Source organism: Acidovorax sp. GW823-FHT05D11 (assembly GCF_058795695.1).
The window spans coordinates 4,694,462-4,710,947 of record NZ_CM179502.1; the positions used below are offsets into that span (position 1 = coordinate 4,694,462).

At 62.8% G+C, this 16,486-nt stretch carries 12 protein-coding genes; 4 read left to right on the forward strand and 8 right to left on the reverse strand.

Going from position 1 to position 16,486, the window contains the following annotated elements:
* Nucleotides 1–31: 31 nt before the first annotated feature.
* From AC3RCE_RS21555 to AC3RCE_RS21570, 4 genes are all read right to left on the reverse strand, one after another.
* Nucleotides 32–673, reverse strand: a complete 642-nt coding sequence (locus AC3RCE_RS21555) for a glutathione S-transferase family protein (RefSeq protein ID WP_492253912.1) — start codon at nucleotides 671–673, stop codon at nucleotides 32–34.
* Nucleotides 674–1,055: 382 nt separating this feature from the next.
* Nucleotides 1,056–3,425 carry a heavy metal translocating P-type ATPase gene (locus AC3RCE_RS21560; RefSeq protein WP_492253913.1) on the reverse strand — a complete coding sequence of 790 codons (2,370 nt, stop codon included), beginning with the start codon at nucleotides 3,423–3,425 and terminating at the stop codon, nucleotides 1,056–1,058.
* 356 nt (nucleotides 3,426–3,781) lie between these two features.
* On the reverse strand, nucleotides 3,782–4,342 hold the full coding sequence (gene cueR, locus AC3RCE_RS21565; protein WP_369643419.1) for a Cu(I)-responsive transcriptional regulator: 561 nt from the start codon (nucleotides 4,340–4,342) through the stop codon (nucleotides 3,782–3,784).
* A gap of 102 nt (nucleotides 4,343–4,444) precedes the next feature.
* Entirely contained in the window at nucleotides 4,445–4,636 is a 192-nt protein-coding gene (locus AC3RCE_RS21570; RefSeq protein ID WP_218296197.1) for a heavy-metal-associated domain-containing protein, read from the reverse strand.
* A 183-nt stretch (nucleotides 4,637–4,819) separates the two neighbouring features.
* On the opposite strand from AC3RCE_RS21570, the gene AC3RCE_RS21575 reads away from it, so the two are divergent.
* Nucleotides 4,820–7,228 carry a heavy metal translocating P-type ATPase gene (locus AC3RCE_RS21575; protein ID WP_492253914.1) on the forward strand — a complete coding sequence of 803 codons (2,409 nt, stop codon included), beginning with the start codon at nucleotides 4,820–4,822 and terminating at the stop codon, nucleotides 7,226–7,228.
* A 268-nt stretch (nucleotides 7,229–7,496) separates the two neighbouring features.
* Here the strand turns inward: AC3RCE_RS21575 and AC3RCE_RS21580 are convergent, their stop codons facing one another.
* Complete coding sequence (locus tag AC3RCE_RS21580; protein WP_492253915.1) at nucleotides 7,497–8,924, reverse strand: aminotransferase-like domain-containing protein; 1,428 nt, start codon at nucleotides 8,922–8,924, stop codon at nucleotides 7,497–7,499.
* Nucleotides 8,925–9,052: 128 nt separating this feature from the next.
* Here AC3RCE_RS21580 and AC3RCE_RS21585 point away from each other — a divergent pair, with 128 nt between their 5' ends.
* Entirely contained in the window at nucleotides 9,053–10,336 is a 1,284-nt protein-coding gene (locus tag AC3RCE_RS21585) for a hydroxymethylglutaryl-CoA reductase, degradative (protein ID WP_218296200.1), read from the forward strand.
* Between the two features lie 91 nt (nucleotides 10,337–10,427).
* On the forward strand, nucleotides 10,428–11,420 hold the full coding sequence (locus AC3RCE_RS21590) for a Bug family tripartite tricarboxylate transporter substrate binding protein (RefSeq protein ID WP_492253916.1): 993 nt from the start codon (nucleotides 10,428–10,430) through the stop codon (nucleotides 11,418–11,420).
* Between the two features lie 257 nt (nucleotides 11,421–11,677).
* On the opposite strand, the gene AC3RCE_RS21595 is transcribed toward AC3RCE_RS21590, so the two are convergent.
* The 3 genes from AC3RCE_RS21595 to AC3RCE_RS21605 all read right to left on the reverse strand — a co-directional run bounded on the left by AC3RCE_RS21595 (nucleotide 11,678) and on the right by AC3RCE_RS21605 (nucleotide 15,282).
* On the reverse strand, nucleotides 11,678–13,225 hold the full coding sequence (locus AC3RCE_RS21595; protein ID WP_492244634.1) for an AMP-binding protein: 1,548 nt from the start codon (nucleotides 13,223–13,225) through the stop codon (nucleotides 11,678–11,680).
* Nucleotides 13,226–13,249: 24 nt separating this feature from the next.
* Nucleotides 13,250–14,224 carry a Bug family tripartite tricarboxylate transporter substrate binding protein gene (locus AC3RCE_RS21600; protein WP_218366903.1) on the reverse strand — a complete coding sequence of 325 codons (975 nt, stop codon included), beginning with the start codon at nucleotides 14,222–14,224 and terminating at the stop codon, nucleotides 13,250–13,252.
* Between the two features lie 131 nt (nucleotides 14,225–14,355).
* The gene (locus AC3RCE_RS21605) at nucleotides 14,356–15,282 is read right to left on the reverse strand and encodes a LysR family transcriptional regulator (protein WP_218296204.1); all 927 of its coding nucleotides are present in this window, start codon (nucleotides 15,280–15,282) and stop codon (nucleotides 14,356–14,358) included.
* 171 nt (nucleotides 15,283–15,453) lie between these two features.
* Between AC3RCE_RS21605 and AC3RCE_RS21610 the strand changes: the two genes are divergently transcribed.
* Nucleotides 15,454–16,470 carry a polysaccharide deacetylase family protein gene (locus tag AC3RCE_RS21610; RefSeq protein ID WP_492253917.1) on the forward strand — a complete coding sequence of 339 codons (1,017 nt, stop codon included), beginning with the start codon at nucleotides 15,454–15,456 and terminating at the stop codon, nucleotides 16,468–16,470.
* The last annotated feature ends 16 nt before the right edge of the window (nucleotides 16,471–16,486 follow it).

The window sequence follows — 16,486 nt, forward strand, 5'->3', positions numbered from 1 at the left end:
GGCTTTTCATGGTGGCGCTGCCAGGGCCAGATCAAGGCGCAGCGGACAGCAGTTCGCGAGGAGGCTGCCAGCCCGGCAGTTGCTGGATTCGACGCAGCCAGGCACGCACGTGTGGCGGAACGTCGAGCCCCACGTCATCCGCCCAGAACAGGTAGCCGCAGAGCGCGCAATCAGCGACCGATAGCTGCTCGTCGAGGATGAATGCGCGTCCGTCGCTCAGCTCGGCCTCAAGCCGCGCTATGTCGCGCTGATAGCGCGCCAGCAGCCATTCCGGTGTGCCGCCGGGATACTCCTGCGGGGCAAACTGGCGGGCAAACCGAACATGTGGCAGCGACAGGCCGAGACGATTGGCTTCCCAGAACAGCCATTCGCGCACACGCGCCATGCGCTGCGGGCTCTCGCCACCCAGGCGCTGCAGGCGCTCTGCCAGCAGGCACAGAATGGCGTTGGACTGCACGAAACTCTCCGCTCCCCACACCAGGAGCGGTACCTCATTGAAACGCGCCAGGCTGCGAAATGGCTCTGGTCGTTGTTCAGGCGGCACAAAGATGTCGATATGGACATAGTCATGCTCAACCTGCCCAAACACCAATGCCAGGCGCACCTTGTTGCTATGGCCAGATTCACGGTTGCCGTAGAGGGTGATGCCGGTTGGTGTGAGCGGGGGCTTCATATCGGGTTCCTGGGAGGTATCCATCTGGGAGTCATTCTCTGTAGAGAGCATACGAGACGACCCCGTCATGCCGGATGCGGCATGTGGGCGCCGTCAGGACCACATGATTGGACCGCTCATCGCTCATCGCAATTGGCATTGAATGCGAGTCGGCAAAAAGCCGCGCAAGCGCATCGATCGATTCGGGCCCATGGCCCACCGAGCCCCCCGGAGCGGCACCGCAGACGGCTTCCATCACCGTCGTGGTGCCCGCCAGGCCGAAGCCGTCGAAAACGGGCCTGCGAGCACCGTGCATGCTGACAGGATGCCGGTTTCCTTGCTGTCTTGCGGAAATGCCGGCCAGGGACCTCACCCAGATCAACTCGGTGCCTGCGAGTCCATCTCAGCCCTTGCGAAGCCGCAGGGCGTTGGTGATCACCGAGGCAGAACTCAGGCTCATCGCCAGGGCCGCGATCATCGGCGACAGCAGCCAGCCGGTGAAGGGATACAGCAGCCCTGCCGCAATCGGTATGCCCAGCGCGTTGTAGAGGAAGGCGAACATGAGATTCTGCTTCATGTTGCCCACCGTCGCCTCGGACAGTTCCCGCGCTGTGGAAATACCCCGCAGATCGCCCTTGACCAAGGTGACCTGTGCGCTGTTCATCGCCACGTCGGTGCCGGTGCCCATCGCGATCCCCACATCCGCCTTGGCAAGGGCGGGCGCGTCGTTGATCCCGTCCCCCGCCATGGCGACAACACGGCCTTCGGCCTGCAGCCGCGACACCAGGGCCAGCTTGTCCGCAGGCTTGACCTCGCCATGGACCTCATCAATCCCCAGCTTGGCCCCCACCGCCTTGGCGGTGGTCATGCCGTCGCCCGTGGCCATGACAATGCGCAGTCCCGCCGCGTGCAAGGTCGCCAGCGCTTCCGGCGTGCTGGCCTTGATGGCATCCGAGACCGCCAGCAGGCCTTGAAGCTGGCCATCGGCCGCCAGGTACATCACGCTGGCGCCTGTGGCGCGCAAGGCCTCTGCCTGCGCAAGCAGCGGATCCGCAGAAACGCCCACCTGCTCCATGAGGACCGTGTTTCCCAGGGCGATCTGGCGCCCGCCGACCCGTCCGCGTACGCCGATGCCCGACCCGGACTCGAAGTCCTCGGGCTTGTCCAGGGCCAGCCCCTTGGCGCGGGCCGCCTGCACAATGGCGTCGGCCAGCGGGTGCTCGCTGCCTTGGTCCAGGCTGGCAGCCAGACGCAACACTTCGTCGTTGGATATGCCGGGCATGGCCACCACACGCTCGAAGGAGGGTTTGCCCTCTGTGAGCGTGCCAGTCTTGTCCACGATCAGCGTGTCCACCTTGCGCAGGTTCTCGATGGCTGCCGCGTCCCTGAACAGCACGCCACGGGTCGCCCCCCGGCCCGTGGCCACCATGATGGACATGGGTGTTGCCAGGCCCAACGCGCAGGGACACGCGATGATCAGCACGGCCACGGCATTGACCAGGCCATAGACCCACCGTGGCTCAGGACCGAACAGGCCCCACGCGAAGAGCGTGAGCAACGCGATACCGACCACGGCCACCACGAAGTACCCCGCCACCTGGTCCGCCATGCGCTGCATGGGAGCCCGGGAGCGCTGTGCCTGGGCCACCATCTGAACGATCTGGGACAGCATGGTGGCGGAGCCGACCCGCTCCGACCGGATCACGAGCGCTCCGTTGGTATTGAGCGTGGCACCGATGACCGCATCCCCGGGCCCTTTGACGATGGGCACCGGCTCGCCAGTGAGCATGGCTTCGTCCACGGCGCTGCTCCCCTCGACGACCACGCCATCCACCGGCACCTTCTCCCCGGGGCGCACGCGCAGCAGGTCACCCACATGGACGTGGGACAGCGGCACGTCGCTCTCCTGGCCGTTGGCGTCGATGCGCCGCGCCGTCTTGGGTGTCAGGCCCAACAGCGATTTGATGGCGGCCGAGGTCTGGGAGCGCGCTTTCAGCTCCAGCATCTGGCCGAGGAGCGTGAGCGAGATGATGACGGCTGCAGCTTCGAAATACACCGCCACGCGCCCCATGGCCTGGAACGAGGCGGGAAACACCCCCGGCGCAACGGTCGCGACCACGCTGTAGACGAAAGCGGCACCGGTGCCCAGGCTGATCAGCGTCCACATGTTGGGGCTGCGGTTCACGACCGACTGCGCACCGCGCACGAAGAAGGGCCAGCCCGCCCACAGGACGATGGGTACCGTGAGGACCAGCTCAATCCAGCTCTGAGTCGCCATCTCGAACCACTGCAACCGGTGCCCAAGCATCGCCAGGACAGCGACCACTACTGTGAGAGGCAGCGTCCACCAGAAGCGATGCCGGAAATCCACGAGTTCCGCGTTTTCTCCCTCATCCAGCGTGGGCAGCATGGGCTCCAGTGTCATGCCGCACCTGGGGCAGTTCCCGGGGTGGTCCTGCTGCACCTCCGGGTGCATGGGACAGGTGTAGATCGTGCCGGGTTGCGCCGCTGCGGGCTTGGGCTGAGGGGCACGGTCGCTCCGCGGCGTAGACAGGAATTTTTGCGGCGCTTCCACAAAGCGTGTTTTGCACTTGGCGCTGCAAAAGTAGTAGCGATGTCCTTCGTGCTCTGCCGAGTGATGCGACTGGTCCGTCACCTCCATGCCGCAGACTGGATCTTTCAACCCTGTTGATGGCGCAGGTGAATGCCCGTGATGGCCCTCATGATGCTGATGTCCGTGGCTTGCGTGATCGTGCGGTGCTGCAGCTGGCATGGATGGCCTCCCTATCGATGTGTTGAAAGTCTGCCGAGGCTATTTTTTGTCCGATTCCTCTCCAGGCGCTGTGTGGTGGGTTCGTTGTTCATGGCGTTCTCCAAGAAGTCCTCAAGATGGTGCGAGACCTTGTTGCAACGTTAAGGCTTGACACGGTGGGAATGTCAAGCGCCCACAGCGGCCGCCCTTGAGATCCAGTTCATGGTGATCGATGAGGGCTGCAAGACGGTCGTCAGCGCCATGGAGCCTGCCAGGCAAGCCGGTGCGTGAGGCCGCGCCGCACAAGAAGGCCCTGCCACGGTCGGCCACCATCGCGGCACAAGGCGATGGTTCCATGGTCCCACCCGCGGCCTGGTTCAGTGCCCCCCTCGATGTACGTGGACACCTCGCATCCACGTCATGAGATCCAGATGACTGTTCGTCGGCGCGTGGGTCGCTTCAAGGTGTGTTCTGGACGCCTTGGCTCCGCGCCGAGTGGGCTTGACGAAACTGGCGTTGTGGTTGGGCTTCGACGGACTGTCCGCCGCCAAGTTGTCCAGGATTGCGCAATGCGCATGGTCGTCGCCAGCGCACACAGAAACCAACTGCTCCAACGCCGATTTCATCTCGACAATCTCCCGCAGCTTCTCCTCCAGATCCGCCAGATGGCGCTCGGCAATCGCTTTCACCTGCCGACTGGTGCGGTGCGTGTCGCCCCATTGGCCGATCAACTCCGCAATCTGTGGCATGGAGAATCCGAGGCGGCGCGACTGCCGGATGAAACGCAGTACCGAAACTTCACGTTCACCGTACTTTCGATAGCCAGACTCGCTGCGCTCGGCTTCTGGCAACAATCCTGTTTGCTCGTAGTGGCGGATCATCTTGGCCGATACGCCTGCCGCTTTGGCCGCGTCGCCGATGTTCATGAGTGTGGTCATGGATGCTCCTGTGCAATGAAATAACCCGGTAGCCAGGACTTTCCTCCTTGCCACCGTGTCAATGTCAAGCTCCCCGGACGTTCCTTTTTTATCCGGACCGAATCAGGCGGGTGGGTATCCGGCCTCGGTCAGTGCCTCGGCCAGTGTCTTGCGGTCTTCCGCGCTTTGCACCGTGACCATCCGCCTGGACATGTCCACCCGCACCTTGCAGTCAGGGTCTGCCATCTGCAGCGTCTGGTTCACCATCCCCGCACAGTGTCCGCAGGTCATGTCGGGAAGTTGGAATTCGTGCATTTTTCACCTCTGGGGAAAAGTTAAGAGGTGCCCAGTCTCCGGTTTGCCACAGGGGCAAGGTCAAGTGGCCGGATGGTGGCCTGTCCAAGACATGCTGACTCGTTTGCGTCTCCCACCGTGTCAACCCTGAAAGTCCGGGCTGTGCCGGATACCGCCGGAGTTGAACACCACTTGGAGATTGCCATGAATACCCCCGTGAATGAAGCGGCCTCGTCCGCCGCCCTGTCGAGCGCACACCTGAATCTCCCGATTCTGGGCATGACCTGCGGCTCCTGCGTTGGGCGGGTTGAAAAGGCACTGAAAGCCGTACCCGGTGTCCGCGAGGTGACCGTGAACATTGCCACGGAGCGCGCCACCGTGGTGGCCGCCGCCACGGTGGCAGTCACTGCTCTGGCTGCGGCCGTGCAAAAGGCGGGATACGCAGTGGCGGAGGAATCCATGGAGTTGTTGATCGGCGGGATGACGTGCGCTTCGTGCGTTGGACGTGTCGAAAAGGCGCTGAAGGCCGTGCTTGGCGTGAAGCATGCCGAAGTCAATCTGGCCACCGAGCGTGCGCAGATTCGTTTCGATGCAGGCTTGCCACCCGAACGTCTGGTAGCCGCCGTTGCAAAGGCGGGCTATGAGGCCCAGATGGTGGATGCGAGCACTCCGGCTGAACCCGCGAATCAGTCTGCGCCTTGGTGGCCGGTCGCGCTGGCGGGGGGCCTGTCCGTTCCTCTGGTGTTGCCCATGGTGGGCATGCTGTTCGGCCAGGACTGGACACTCAACGGCTGGATTCAACTCGCCTTGGCCACGCCAGTGCAGTTCTGGCTGGGAGCGCGGTTTTACCGTGCCGGCTGGAAGGCGCTGCGTGCAGGGGCAGGAAACATGGATCTGCTGGTGGCGCTGGGTACGTCGGCCGGGTACGGCTTGAGCTTGTATCTGTTGTTCAAGCACGCCGAGCACGGCACCCCCCACCTGTATTTTGAAGCCTCCGCAGTCATCGTCACGCTAGTCCTTCTGGGGAAGTGGCTGGAGGCCCGGGCCAAGCGGCAAACCACTGAGGCCATCCGGGCGCTGCATGCGCTGCGCCCGGAGATTGCGCGCGTGCGCACTGATGCCGGTGACATCGATCTACCGCTTTCACGTGTGAAAGTAGGTGATACGGTGGTTGTTCGTCCAGGGGAAAGAGTCCCGGTGGATGGTGCTGTGATCGAAGGCGCCAGCCAGGTGGATGAGTCATTGATCACCGGGGAGAGCCTGCCCGTGGCGAAGCACGTCGGTGACAAGGTGACAGGGGGCGCAGTGAACGCGGAAGGCTTGCTGCTGGTGCGCACCACCGCCATTGGCGCTGAGTCAACCCTGTCGCGCATCGTGCGCATGGTGGAGTCGGCACAGGCCAAGAAGGCTCCCATCCAGCGGATAGTGGATGAAGTGAGTGCGGTCTTTGTGCCCGTGGTGCTCGGCCTTGCTGCCATCACACTGATGGGCTGGGGCTTCGCCACTGGCCACTGGGAGCAGGCGATCCTCAATGCCGTCGCGGTACTTGTCATTGCGTGCCCTTGTGCGCTCGGCTTGGCGACTCCCACCGCGATCATGGCGGGCACCGGTGTAGCAGCACGCCACGGTATTCTGATCAAGGATGCCGAAGCACTTGAAGTTGCCCACCGCATCGACACGGTGGCGTTCGACAAGACCGGCACCCTGACAGAGGGCAAGCCCACCTTGACGGCAGCGATACCCGCCGAAGGCCACCGGGATCAGCTGTTGCCGTTTGCGGCCGCCATTCAGAACGGCAGCGAGCATCCGCTGGCGAAGGCGGTGATGGATGCAGCGCGCATCCAGGGCGTGATCGTGCCTCGGGCCACCGAGGTCACTGCCGTGCCTGGCAGAGGTATGTCTGCTGTCGTCAAAGGACGCCAGATCCGCCTGGGAAGCACGCGTTACATGGATGAGCTAGGCGTCGACACGGCCAGCCTGACGGTTACCGCCGCACAGATGCAGCAAGAAGGCCGCACTGTGTCCTGGTTGGCCGACGTGACCGATGCGCCGGAAGTGGTGGGACTCTTGGCGTTTGGAGACACCGTCAAGCCCAGCTCCCAACAGGCCATTGCCCAACTGCACAGCCTGGGCATCCAGACCGTCCTGGTCACCGGGGACAACAAGGGAAGCGCAGGCGCGGTGGCCCGCGCCTTGGGCATCGATCAGGTTCGCGCCGATGTGCTGCCGGAAGGCAAGGCGGATATCGTGGCCCAGCTCAAGGCCGGTGGCAGACAGGTGGCGATGGTGGGTGACGGGATCAACGACGCGCCCGCTCTGGCGGCTGCAAACGTGGGAATTGCCATGTCCACGGGCACGGACGTGGCCACGCATGCGGCGGGGATCACGCTCATGCGCGGAGACCCTGCGCTGATCGCGGATGCCATCGATATCTCCCGGCGTACCTACGCAAAGATCCGCCAGAACCTGTTCTGGGCATTCGCGTACAACGTGGTCGGGATTCCCCTGGCGGCATTGGGACTGCTGAATCCCATGGTGGCCGGAGCTGCCATGGCCCTGAGCAGCGTGAGTGTGGTGACCAACGCTCTCATGCTACGGTCCTGGAAGAAGTGAGGAACGACCACGGCAGAAAAAGAACCGCAGGCGCTGAGCCACCCCACCCTCGGTGCCTGTCGATCAGATATCGATCTGCCCGGAGTTCTCCCAGGCATCACCCCCTCATGCCGAGGTAGCGCATGGTCGATTCCAGCCTGGAGTGCCCTGCACCGACAAGTGACTACCGATCTCTCGCTCAGTTTAGATATGCGTCGTTTGAGAGCCTCGAACAACGAAAGCACAACGATTGAGAACCTGCAGCAAGGCTCTTGAGCATCGTGGGACGCTAGGAGGAGCCCAATTGCACCAGCGCGTTTTGGAGGGCTGTTCTGAACCTCGGGTCCATCACCGCCCCCACGTTATAGCGTGACCATGGCGAGGTCGCGGAGGTGTCAACGCTGAAAATCCTGCCCGGAGCCAACCGGATGTTGTGTGGGCGCAGCGAATCTGCAAGGGCCATCGAATCATCCACCCCGGGCATGGATACCCACAGGTAGAGGGACTGGGCGTTCTTTGCGAAGATGTTCGCTCCTACAGATTCGAACAGCGCGCGCGCACCCTCCGTCGCTTCGCCCAGCCGACTGCGCAACCGGGTCAGGTGTCGTTGATAGTGGCCTTCGCTCAACATGACATCGACGGTCCGTTCGCAATACTCAGAACTGCTCACGTGGATCAGCGCTTTCAGATCGGCAAGGTCACTGGCCAAATCCGCGCCGCAAGCAATGAAGCCCACGCGCAGTGCGGCCGAGAACGATTTTGAGAAGCTGCCGATGTAGATCGTGCGCTCGAGTTGGTCCAGAGAAGCCAGGCGCGGCGACGAGGTCGGCTTGAAGTCCGCAAGCGGATCGTTCTCAACGATCAGCAGGTCGTATTTCTGTGCCAGCTGCAGAACGCGAAAGGCCTTTGCCGCGGACAGGTCCGAGCCTGTCGGGTTGTGTGCGATCGACTGCGTAAAGAAGAGCCTGGGCCGCTGGGTGATCAACAACTGCTCCAGGGCCTCCAGGTCCGGCCCATCGTGCAGGCGTGGCACGCCTAGAACCTCGGCGCTGGCCATCTTCAACTTGCCGAACAAAGGGTAGTAGCCAGGGTCATCCACCAGAACCTTGCCGCCGGGCGGCACGAAGTAGCGAATAACGATGTCCATCGCCTCATTGGCACCGTGCGTCAGTACGATCTGCCGCGGTTCGGCGCCGATCCCAAAGTCCGCGAGTTTGCGCACCAAATGCTCACGCAGCGGCGCGTACCCGAAGCGGCTGCCATAGCGGAACAGGGAGCCCAGCCCCGTGCGCACGACTTTCTGGTGGTACTTGTCCAGCCTCACATCCGAAAGCCATTCGACTGGCGGGAAGCCATCGGCGATTGCCAAGGCGCCCGGCTCGTTCTTGAGCTGCTCACGCATCAGCCAGACGATGTCCATGGCTCGCCCCAAGCTTCCCGCCTCGTCATCGGCCGCCCTGGAAGGCGGTTTGTCGACCACGAAGTACCCAGCACCGCGGCGGGGTTCAATCAGCCCACGCGAAACGAGCAATTCAAATGCGGTGACCACCGTGTTCTTGGCGTACTTGTGGAGTTCGGCCATCTCACGCAGCGAGGGCAATTTGTCGCCGACCTTGTAGGCACCGTCGCGGATCTGCCGCTCGATGTCGTCGGCGACCGCGACGGGCAAGGTAACCGATCTGGGGCGACGTGTCTGGGAGCTTCCTTCAACTGTCATTGATCAACTATGACACATCGCCGGTCTTTGCCCGGAAAGCAAACTGTTTGGCAAAACTGTACCTTCACTATTTGGTACGGCGGTTTTAAAGTTTGCCCATACCGTATCCACCACCCAGTAGACACCCAATGGTCGATTCACGACTCCCCAATTTCCGCTCACTCACCCCTGCGCAGCGCCTGGAACATGTCGCACGCATCACCAACCTGTCCGAGGGAGACGTCGCGCTCATCAACCAGCCCGGCGCGCTCAGCGTCGAACGTGCCAACGGCATGGTGGAGAACGTCATCGGAACATTCGAACTTCCGTTCGGCATCGGCGGCAACTTCCAGATCAACGGTCGCGATGTCCTGGTGCCGATGGTGGTCGAAGAGCCTTCCGTCGTGGCCGCGGCCTCGTTCATGGCCAAGCTGGCCCGCGACTGCGGCGGCTTCGAAACCTCCAGCACGGGACCGCTGATGCGTGCCCAGGTGCAGGTCATCGGCATCACCGACCCCTATGGCGCCCGCCTGGCGCTCCTGAAGCACCGTGACGAGATCCTGGAGGTCGCCAACAGCCGCGACAAGGTCCTCATCGGCCTGGGCGGCGGCTGCCGCGACATCGAGATCCACGTGTTCCCCGACACGGCCCGCGGTCCCATGGTCGTCATGCACCTGATCGTCGACGTGCGCGACGCGATGGGTGCCAACACCGTCAACACCATGGCCGAATCGGTTTCGCCCCTGGTCGAGAAGCTCACGGGCGGCACCGTGCGGCTGCGCATCCTGTCCAACCTGGCCGACCTGCGTCTGTCACGCGCCCGCGTGCGGCTCACGCCCGAAACGCTCAGAACCAAAGAGCGCAGCGGCGAAGAGATCATCGAAGGCGTGCTCGATGCCTACACCTTCGCAGCCATCGATCCGTACCGCGCGGCCACGCACAACAAAGGCATCATGAACGGCATAGATCCCGTCATCGTTGCCACCGGCAACGACTGGCGCGCGGTCGAGGCCGGCGCCCATGCCTACGCCTGCCGAAACGGACGCTACACCTCGCTGACGACCTGGGAGAAAGACACCCAGGGCGCGCTGGTCGGCACCATCGAAATGCCCATGCCCGTGGGCCTGGTGGGCGGCGCGACCAAGACACACCCGCTGGCCCGGTTGTCGCTCAAGATCATGGGCGTCAGGTCGGCGCAGGAACTGGGCGAGGTGGCCGTCGCGGTGGGCCTGGCCCAGAACCTCGGAGCGCTGCGCGCCCTGGCCACCGAAGGGATCCAGCGCGGCCATATGGCCCTACACGCACGCAACATCGCGCTGGTCGCAGGGGCAACGGGTGACGAGATCGAAGTCGTTGCCAGGCGCATGGCCGCGGAGCACGACGTACGCACCGACCGGGCGGTCGTCTTGCTTGAAGAGCTGCGCCAAAACTAAGACAGCCGCCATTGCCGGCGGGGCGGCTGATTCCGCCGGCCTCGAAGCCAGCCAGACCGTTCACCCATCTCATAACTTGGAGACTATCGACATGACACAACCTCAGGTCAAGCGCCGCACCGTGCTCGGTTCCCTCGGCGCCACGATGTTGTCAACGTGGGCGTGCCCCACGCTCGCACAGGGTGCTGTGTTCCCCCACCGTCCGATCAAGATCATCGTCCCCTGGGCTGCGGGGGGCGGCGGCGATGTGATCGTGCGCCTCATGGGCACGAGTCTTCAGAAGCGGCTCGGCCAGGCCGTCGTGGTTGACAACCGCCCCGGCGCCGTCGGAACCATCGGTAGCGTCGCGGCAGCGCGCAGCCCGGCCGACGGCTACACGCTCGTCTACGGCGGCATGGAGTCGCACACCATCGCGCCCCATGCGATGAAGAAGGCACCTTACGACCCCAAGAAGGAATTTGTTGCCATTGCGCCGCTGGGCTTCTTCCCTGCGGCCCTGGTCGTGAGCGCTTCACACCCAGCCAAGAACCTGAACCAGTTCCTGCAGATGGCCAAGGATGCCAAGACCCCGATGAGCTTCGGCTCGTGGAGCACCGCCACGTCCGGACACCTCATGATGGAGGCCCTGAAGGTGGCCAAGAGCGTCGATCTCCTGCATGTGCCCTACAACGGCACCGCGCCCCTGCTCAATGCCCAGCTGTCTCAACAGGTCGATTGTTCCATCAACGTCCTGTCGACCGTGGAACCCCACATCCGCAGCGGTACGCTGCGCCTGCTGGCGGTTTCAATGCCCCAACGCCTGCCGGAGTTTCCGGACGTCCCGACCCTGAAAGAAATCGGTCTCAATGTCGAACGGGGACCATGGGTGGGAATTTTCGGCCCGGCCGGAATGCCGGAAGACGTCATCTCGCGCGTGCACGAGGCAGTCGACGCCACCCTCAGGGAGCCAGCCATCGTCGAGCAGACCAAGAAGATGTTCTTCGTCGTCGAGCACATGGATCAGCGCGCGTACCAGAACTTCTATTTCAGCGAGATCGATCGCTGGGGCCAGTACGTCAAGACGGCCAGGGTGGCCATCGAGTGACCGTGTTGGCGTCGCTTGACGGCACGACGCTGACCGGACGGGCGACCTGCACCGCCTGGGCTTCGACCGGGTTGTTGCCCGGTCAGGAGAAAGGGTGTGCGCTCCAGGCCGGCCATGCCCGAAAAACGGGGCGCCCGTCGCTGCAGGCTGCGGCTTGCTGAAGCGCCCCGAGGCCGGTCATTCTCGCGTCTATCGGCGTGCGCCTGGCTTACCACCGGCGCACCAAAAAAAGCCACGGGACGCGAGGCTTGCCCGCGTCAAATCAATCTCGTCTCTCGCTCCCAGAAAGGCGCTCGCAGCTTCTTCTTGTCGATTTTTCCAAAGGGGGTCGTTGGCAGCGCATCTGCGAAGATGATTTGCTTCGGTGCAATCAGCGGCCCCTTGCGTTCCCGCACGTAGGCGATCAGGTCAGCTGCCTCGGCTTCAGCCCCGTCCCGCAACACGACGAACGCCGCGACGGCTTCACCCCACGTGGCATGGGGCACGCCGATCACGGCGGCGGATGCGACAGCGGCATGCGCGGCCAGAACATCCTCGACCTCCCGCGGATAGACGTTCGAGCCCCCTGACACGATCATGTCCTTCTTGCGGTCCACAATCGACAGGCGGCCATGCGGATCGGAAAAACCGATGTCCCCGGTGTGCAACCACTCGCCAGCCAGTGCTTGCCGGGTGGCTTCCGGCTGCTCGAGATAGCCTTGCATCACCGACGGGCTTCGCACGCAGATCTCACCGATTTCGCCCGCCGCCAGCGGCTGATTGCTGTCGTCGAGAATCGCGATTTCGGCCGTCGCCATGGAGTAGCCACACGCTGCCAGGGATGCAGGATCGTCCAGATCATGATCCTTGCGGCGCAAGATCGCGATGGGGGTGCATTCTGTCTGCGCATAGACCTGGGAAAAGACCGGGCCGATGCGTTGAATCGCTTCCCTCAGGCGGTCCGGCGAAATGACGGACCCCGCATAGACCACGAGCTCGAGGCTGTCCAGGTCGAACTCCTCGAGTGGCGCATCCAGAAGCTTGTAGATCATCGTGGGCACCATCAGGGTTGCACTGATGCGCTCGCGCTGGATGATCTCCAGTACCTGGCCTGCGTCGAACTTCTTTATCAAATGGACAGTGCCGCCACGCATCAGCGTCGGTGCAATCAACTGTCCTGTGACATGGCTGATCAACGCGATCGCCAAATATTGCACGCCATCGGGCAGCTCCAGTTCACTGTTCATGGCGATGGACATCAGCGCGACCTGACCTGCCTCGCGCACGATGGCCTTCTGGCGGCCGGTCGTGCCCCCGGTGAAATTCAACGTGCCGATGTCGGTCGCGATCGCCCGCTCGACCGGTTCGACCTGTTCATGCCGGGCGACAAGCGCCAGAAGATCGGCACCGGGTCCAGCCTCTCCCACGTGGAACACGGAAACGCCCGGGAGCGCCTCGGCGAGTTCATGGGCCCGCGTTGTGAATCCATCCGTGTCGATGATCAGGACGGTAGCACCCACATCGCGGATCTGGGACACCTGGGAGTCCAGCGAACTGAGCGGGTGCAGCCAGCTGGTGGCAGCGCCGAGCCCCTGTGCCGCGACGGACGCGCACCAAGTCTCGTACCTGTTTTCCGTCAGCAATGCGACGCGCGCGCCCCGGCGCATGCCGTGCGAACTCAGCACCGCCTGAACTTTCCCCATGAAATCGATGGCGTCTTGATAGAGAACTGCCAATTCGCCCTGGCGGAAGGCTGTGCGGCCCGGGTACTTGCGCAAGGCACGCAGCACCAACGAGAAGAAGGTGGGGGGGTGATGCAGTTTCATATGGCTAAAAATCCCGATTGGTTCTCAGTCCAGCTTGATCTTGCTGTGCGAGATCAACTCGGCCCAAAGTGCCTGCTCGCGCCCGAGATACTGCGCAAACGCGTCCCTCGATCCACCCACGGGCTCCAGCCCCAGGGCCTCGAGACTGCGCTTGCGGAATCCCGGGTCGGCGAGAACCTTGTTGACTGCGAGATTGACGCGCTCCAAGACCGCCGGGGGCGTGCCGGCAGGAGCGGTCAGCCCGATCCAGTTCTCGCCGGAGAAAGCGAATTTCTGTTCGCTGATCGTCTGCACGCCAGGGAAGAAGTCGGACCGCTTTTCACCCATCACGGCGATCGCGCGCAGCCTTCCGGTTTCGATGTACGGGGCCACTGCGACGTGCGCCAACATCGCGGACTGCACGTCACCCGCCAACAAGGCCTGCATCAACGGCGCCGAGCCGTTGTACGGCACGTGGGTCAGCTGGGTTCCAAACACACGGTTGTACTCGGTCAAGAACACGTGCGAGGTGCTGCCCGTTCCGAAAGTCCCCCAGTTGACCTTCCCGGGATTCGCCTTGTCCAGTGCAGCCAGTTCGCTGAGGTTCTTCGCGCCGACGCCGGAGGAGACCACGATCGCCGCCACCATGTTCGCCATGCGGACCACGGGAACCAGGTCAGTCTTCGGGCTATAGGGCAGCTTCGAGTACAGCTGTGGATTGAGCGACATGATGTCGCCGTTGCTGATGCAAAGCGTGTAGCCGTCGGCGGAGGCCTTCGCACACCGCGTCGTCCCGATGATCCCATTCGCGCCGGCCCGGTTATCGATCACCACAGGCTGCCCAAGCTCCTTGCTGAGCGCCTCCGCCATCGGCCGAGCGAAGTTGTCCAGCACGCCTCCCGGCGGGTACGGCACGACCAGTTGCACCGGCTTCGATGGCCACGCCTGGGAAAATCCACTCTGAAGCGTCAAAGCGAGTACAGCAGCTATCGCGACCTTCACGCCATTTTTGATACACATATTCGTCTCCAATTTTGAAGTTGTCAGCAGGCGCACGTGTCCGCCAGACCCGCATATTCGCGAGGCGACGGCCTCCTGGCAATTCACTATTGGAAAACAGCAGTTTCGCCCTGCTTAACCCCCGTAACGTATCAACTCACGGTGCTCTGGCTATCGCGTGCATCCGCGCGCAGCATCTCGACGAATTCACGTGCGAACGGTGGCAGTTCCTCCAATCCTCTGATGCAGATGTACTGGGGTCGAATCGACCACTCGTCCTCCAGGCTCACGATGCGGATGTTCATCGACTTCGCATGGCGTGCGGCTGGCAGATGGGTGAGCACGCCGACGCCGATCCGTGCCTGAACCATCCGGCACAGTGCTTCGAAATTGCCGACTTGGGCTCGCAGATTGATGTGTCGCCTGAGCATTTCAGCCTGCTGGAGCAAGAAGTTGTGAAGCGTGCTCGATTGGGAAAGTCCGACGTGGTCAAAATCCAGCGTCTCGGCAAAAGAAACAGAACGCCGCTCGGCCAGAGGATGTCCTGCCGGCACAGCGAGCACCATGTGATCGGTGCGATAGGGAAGAATCTCCAGACCAGTTGTGCCAACGTCTTCGAGGATCACGCCGACATCAACCACCCCTTCCGCAACCGCTCGAACGATGTCGCTTGAAAGGCGTTCCCGCAAGTCGATGCTGGTTCCGGGCCGACTTGCGAGGAACTGCTCGATCACAGGCGGCAGAAATTCACTGATGGCAGTGGTGCTGGCCATGATCCGCAAGCGCCCATCGATGCCGTCGGAGATATCAAGCATCTCGGCACGCAACAGCTCGACCTGCTCCATGATCAGCCGCGCGTGCTTGATCATCGCCTGGCCCGCGGCCGTGAGCGTCAGCCCCTTGCTGGTCCGGTTGATCAGGCGCGTGGCCACCGATTGTTCAAGTTGCTTGATCCGATTGCTCGCAGCAGGCAGCGAGATGTGGACCTGTTCGGCAGCGCGCGTGAGGCTGTTGGTGTCGGCGATGCGCACCATCAGGCGAAGGTCGGCGAGATCGAAGTGGACAGAGCGCCTGGGCATGCCCTGTGGCCGCTCCTGGGGGCGGTCTAGCATGTGGATGACCAAATGCCGTCTTCGACATCCGGCCGCCTGCACTTTTCCATGCTGAAAGTCACCTTTCGTATTGTTGAATAGACGAGCGCCTGTGCAGCGGCGATGCTCGGGGACCGACAAATGATTAGTCCCGACATCATGCATTCCACCCCCGGCATCAACAAGACTCCCCTGCCCGTTTCACCCCTGGGCCGACTGAAGATCGCGATCACGATCGACGACATGCTGCTGCTTCGAGGGGTGCCAATGGCTCCCAGGCACAGTGTGCCATCAAACATTCGCGCGATCATCTCCGCCTTGAAGTCGCATGGCGTGGCCGGGGTTTACCAGTTCTCCAACACCGCCCCGATCGAAGACGACGCGAACTTGCTGGAGGTTTTCGACACGTGGGTCGAGAGTGGCCATCATGTGGCCAACCACACGCACAACCACCCACCGCTCAACTGGTTGGACGCAGACACTTACGCCCGCGATATCGAAGAGGCAGAAAAGTACCTTGGCCGCTACATCAACCAGGCGCCAAGGCGCTGCTTCCGGTTCTGCATGGATCTGTGGGGCGACACCGCGTGCAAGTGCGGAGCCATCCTGGACAGGCTCGAGGACATGGGCTACACGCCGGTCCCGGTCAGCATCGGATTCCACGACATACGTTGGAATGCGGCGTACTGCCGGGTATTGAAACGCGGTTCGCCCGAGGAGGCGGCGCAGATACGTCGTGCCTATGTGGCCAGCGCGCTGCACGAGTTGCGTGTTCACGCGGCAAACGCGAGGGCGGTGTTCGGCCGCGACCCGATCCACATCTGGCTGATCCATGGCACGTCCATTGCCGCGGACTGCCTGGAGGAAATCCTGGACTGCTTTCGGGCCGCAGCAGTCGATTTTGTTTCGCTGGATGACGCCATGGGCGACCCCATGAACGCCGAGGTTCCTCCACGGATCAGTCCGGAATTCATCTTCCAGGTCGAGAAATGGGCACTTTCGCTGGGCGTCCCCGTCAGCGACCCCATCCCGTCAATCCTCGACGACATCGAAAAACTGCATCCCGCACCGGGCGAAATGCAGGCTGAGATCACCTTGCGGATGCGTGAGCACATCGCATCCGCCACGGGAGCCAAGATACAGCCGATCCCTCTTTACCCCAACCAGCAGCACTAACACAGCAGCCACTTCC

Excerpts from the sequence above, each read along its gene's own strand:
- AC3RCE_RS21555 (WP_492253912.1), bottom strand. The coding sequence starts at position 673 with ATGAAGCCCCCGCTCACACCAACCGGCATCACCCTCTACGGCAACCGT.
- AC3RCE_RS21560 (WP_492253913.1), bottom strand. The coding sequence starts at position 3,425 with ATGCCAGCTGCAGCACCGCACGATCACGCAAGCCACGGACATCAGCAT.
- cueR (WP_369643419.1), bottom strand. The coding sequence starts at position 4,342 with ATGACCACACTCATGAACATCGGCGACGCGGCCAAAGCGGCAGGCGTA.
- AC3RCE_RS21570 (WP_218296197.1), bottom strand. The coding sequence starts at position 4,636 with ATGCACGAATTCCAACTTCCCGACATGACCTGCGGACACTGTGCGGGG.
- AC3RCE_RS21575 (WP_492253914.1), top strand. The coding sequence starts at position 4,820 with ATGAATACCCCCGTGAATGAAGCGGCCTCGTCCGCCGCCCTGTCGAGC.
- AC3RCE_RS21580 (WP_492253915.1), bottom strand. The coding sequence starts at position 8,924 with ATGACAGTTGAAGGAAGCTCCCAGACACGTCGCCCCAGATCGGTTACC.
- AC3RCE_RS21585 (WP_218296200.1), top strand. The coding sequence starts at position 9,053 with ATGGTCGATTCACGACTCCCCAATTTCCGCTCACTCACCCCTGCGCAG.
- AC3RCE_RS21590 (WP_492253916.1), top strand. The coding sequence starts at position 10,428 with ATGACACAACCTCAGGTCAAGCGCCGCACCGTGCTCGGTTCCCTCGGC.
- AC3RCE_RS21595 (WP_492244634.1), bottom strand. The coding sequence starts at position 13,225 with ATGAAACTGCATCACCCCCCCACCTTCTTCTCGTTGGTGCTGCGTGCC.
- AC3RCE_RS21600 (WP_218366903.1), bottom strand. The coding sequence starts at position 14,224 with ATGTGTATCAAAAATGGCGTGAAGGTCGCGATAGCTGCTGTACTCGCT.
- AC3RCE_RS21605 (WP_218296204.1), bottom strand. The coding sequence starts at position 15,282 with ATGCCCAGGCGCTCTGTCCACTTCGATCTCGCCGACCTTCGCCTGATG.
- AC3RCE_RS21610 (WP_492253917.1), top strand. The coding sequence starts at position 15,454 with ATGCATTCCACCCCCGGCATCAACAAGACTCCCCTGCCCGTTTCACCC.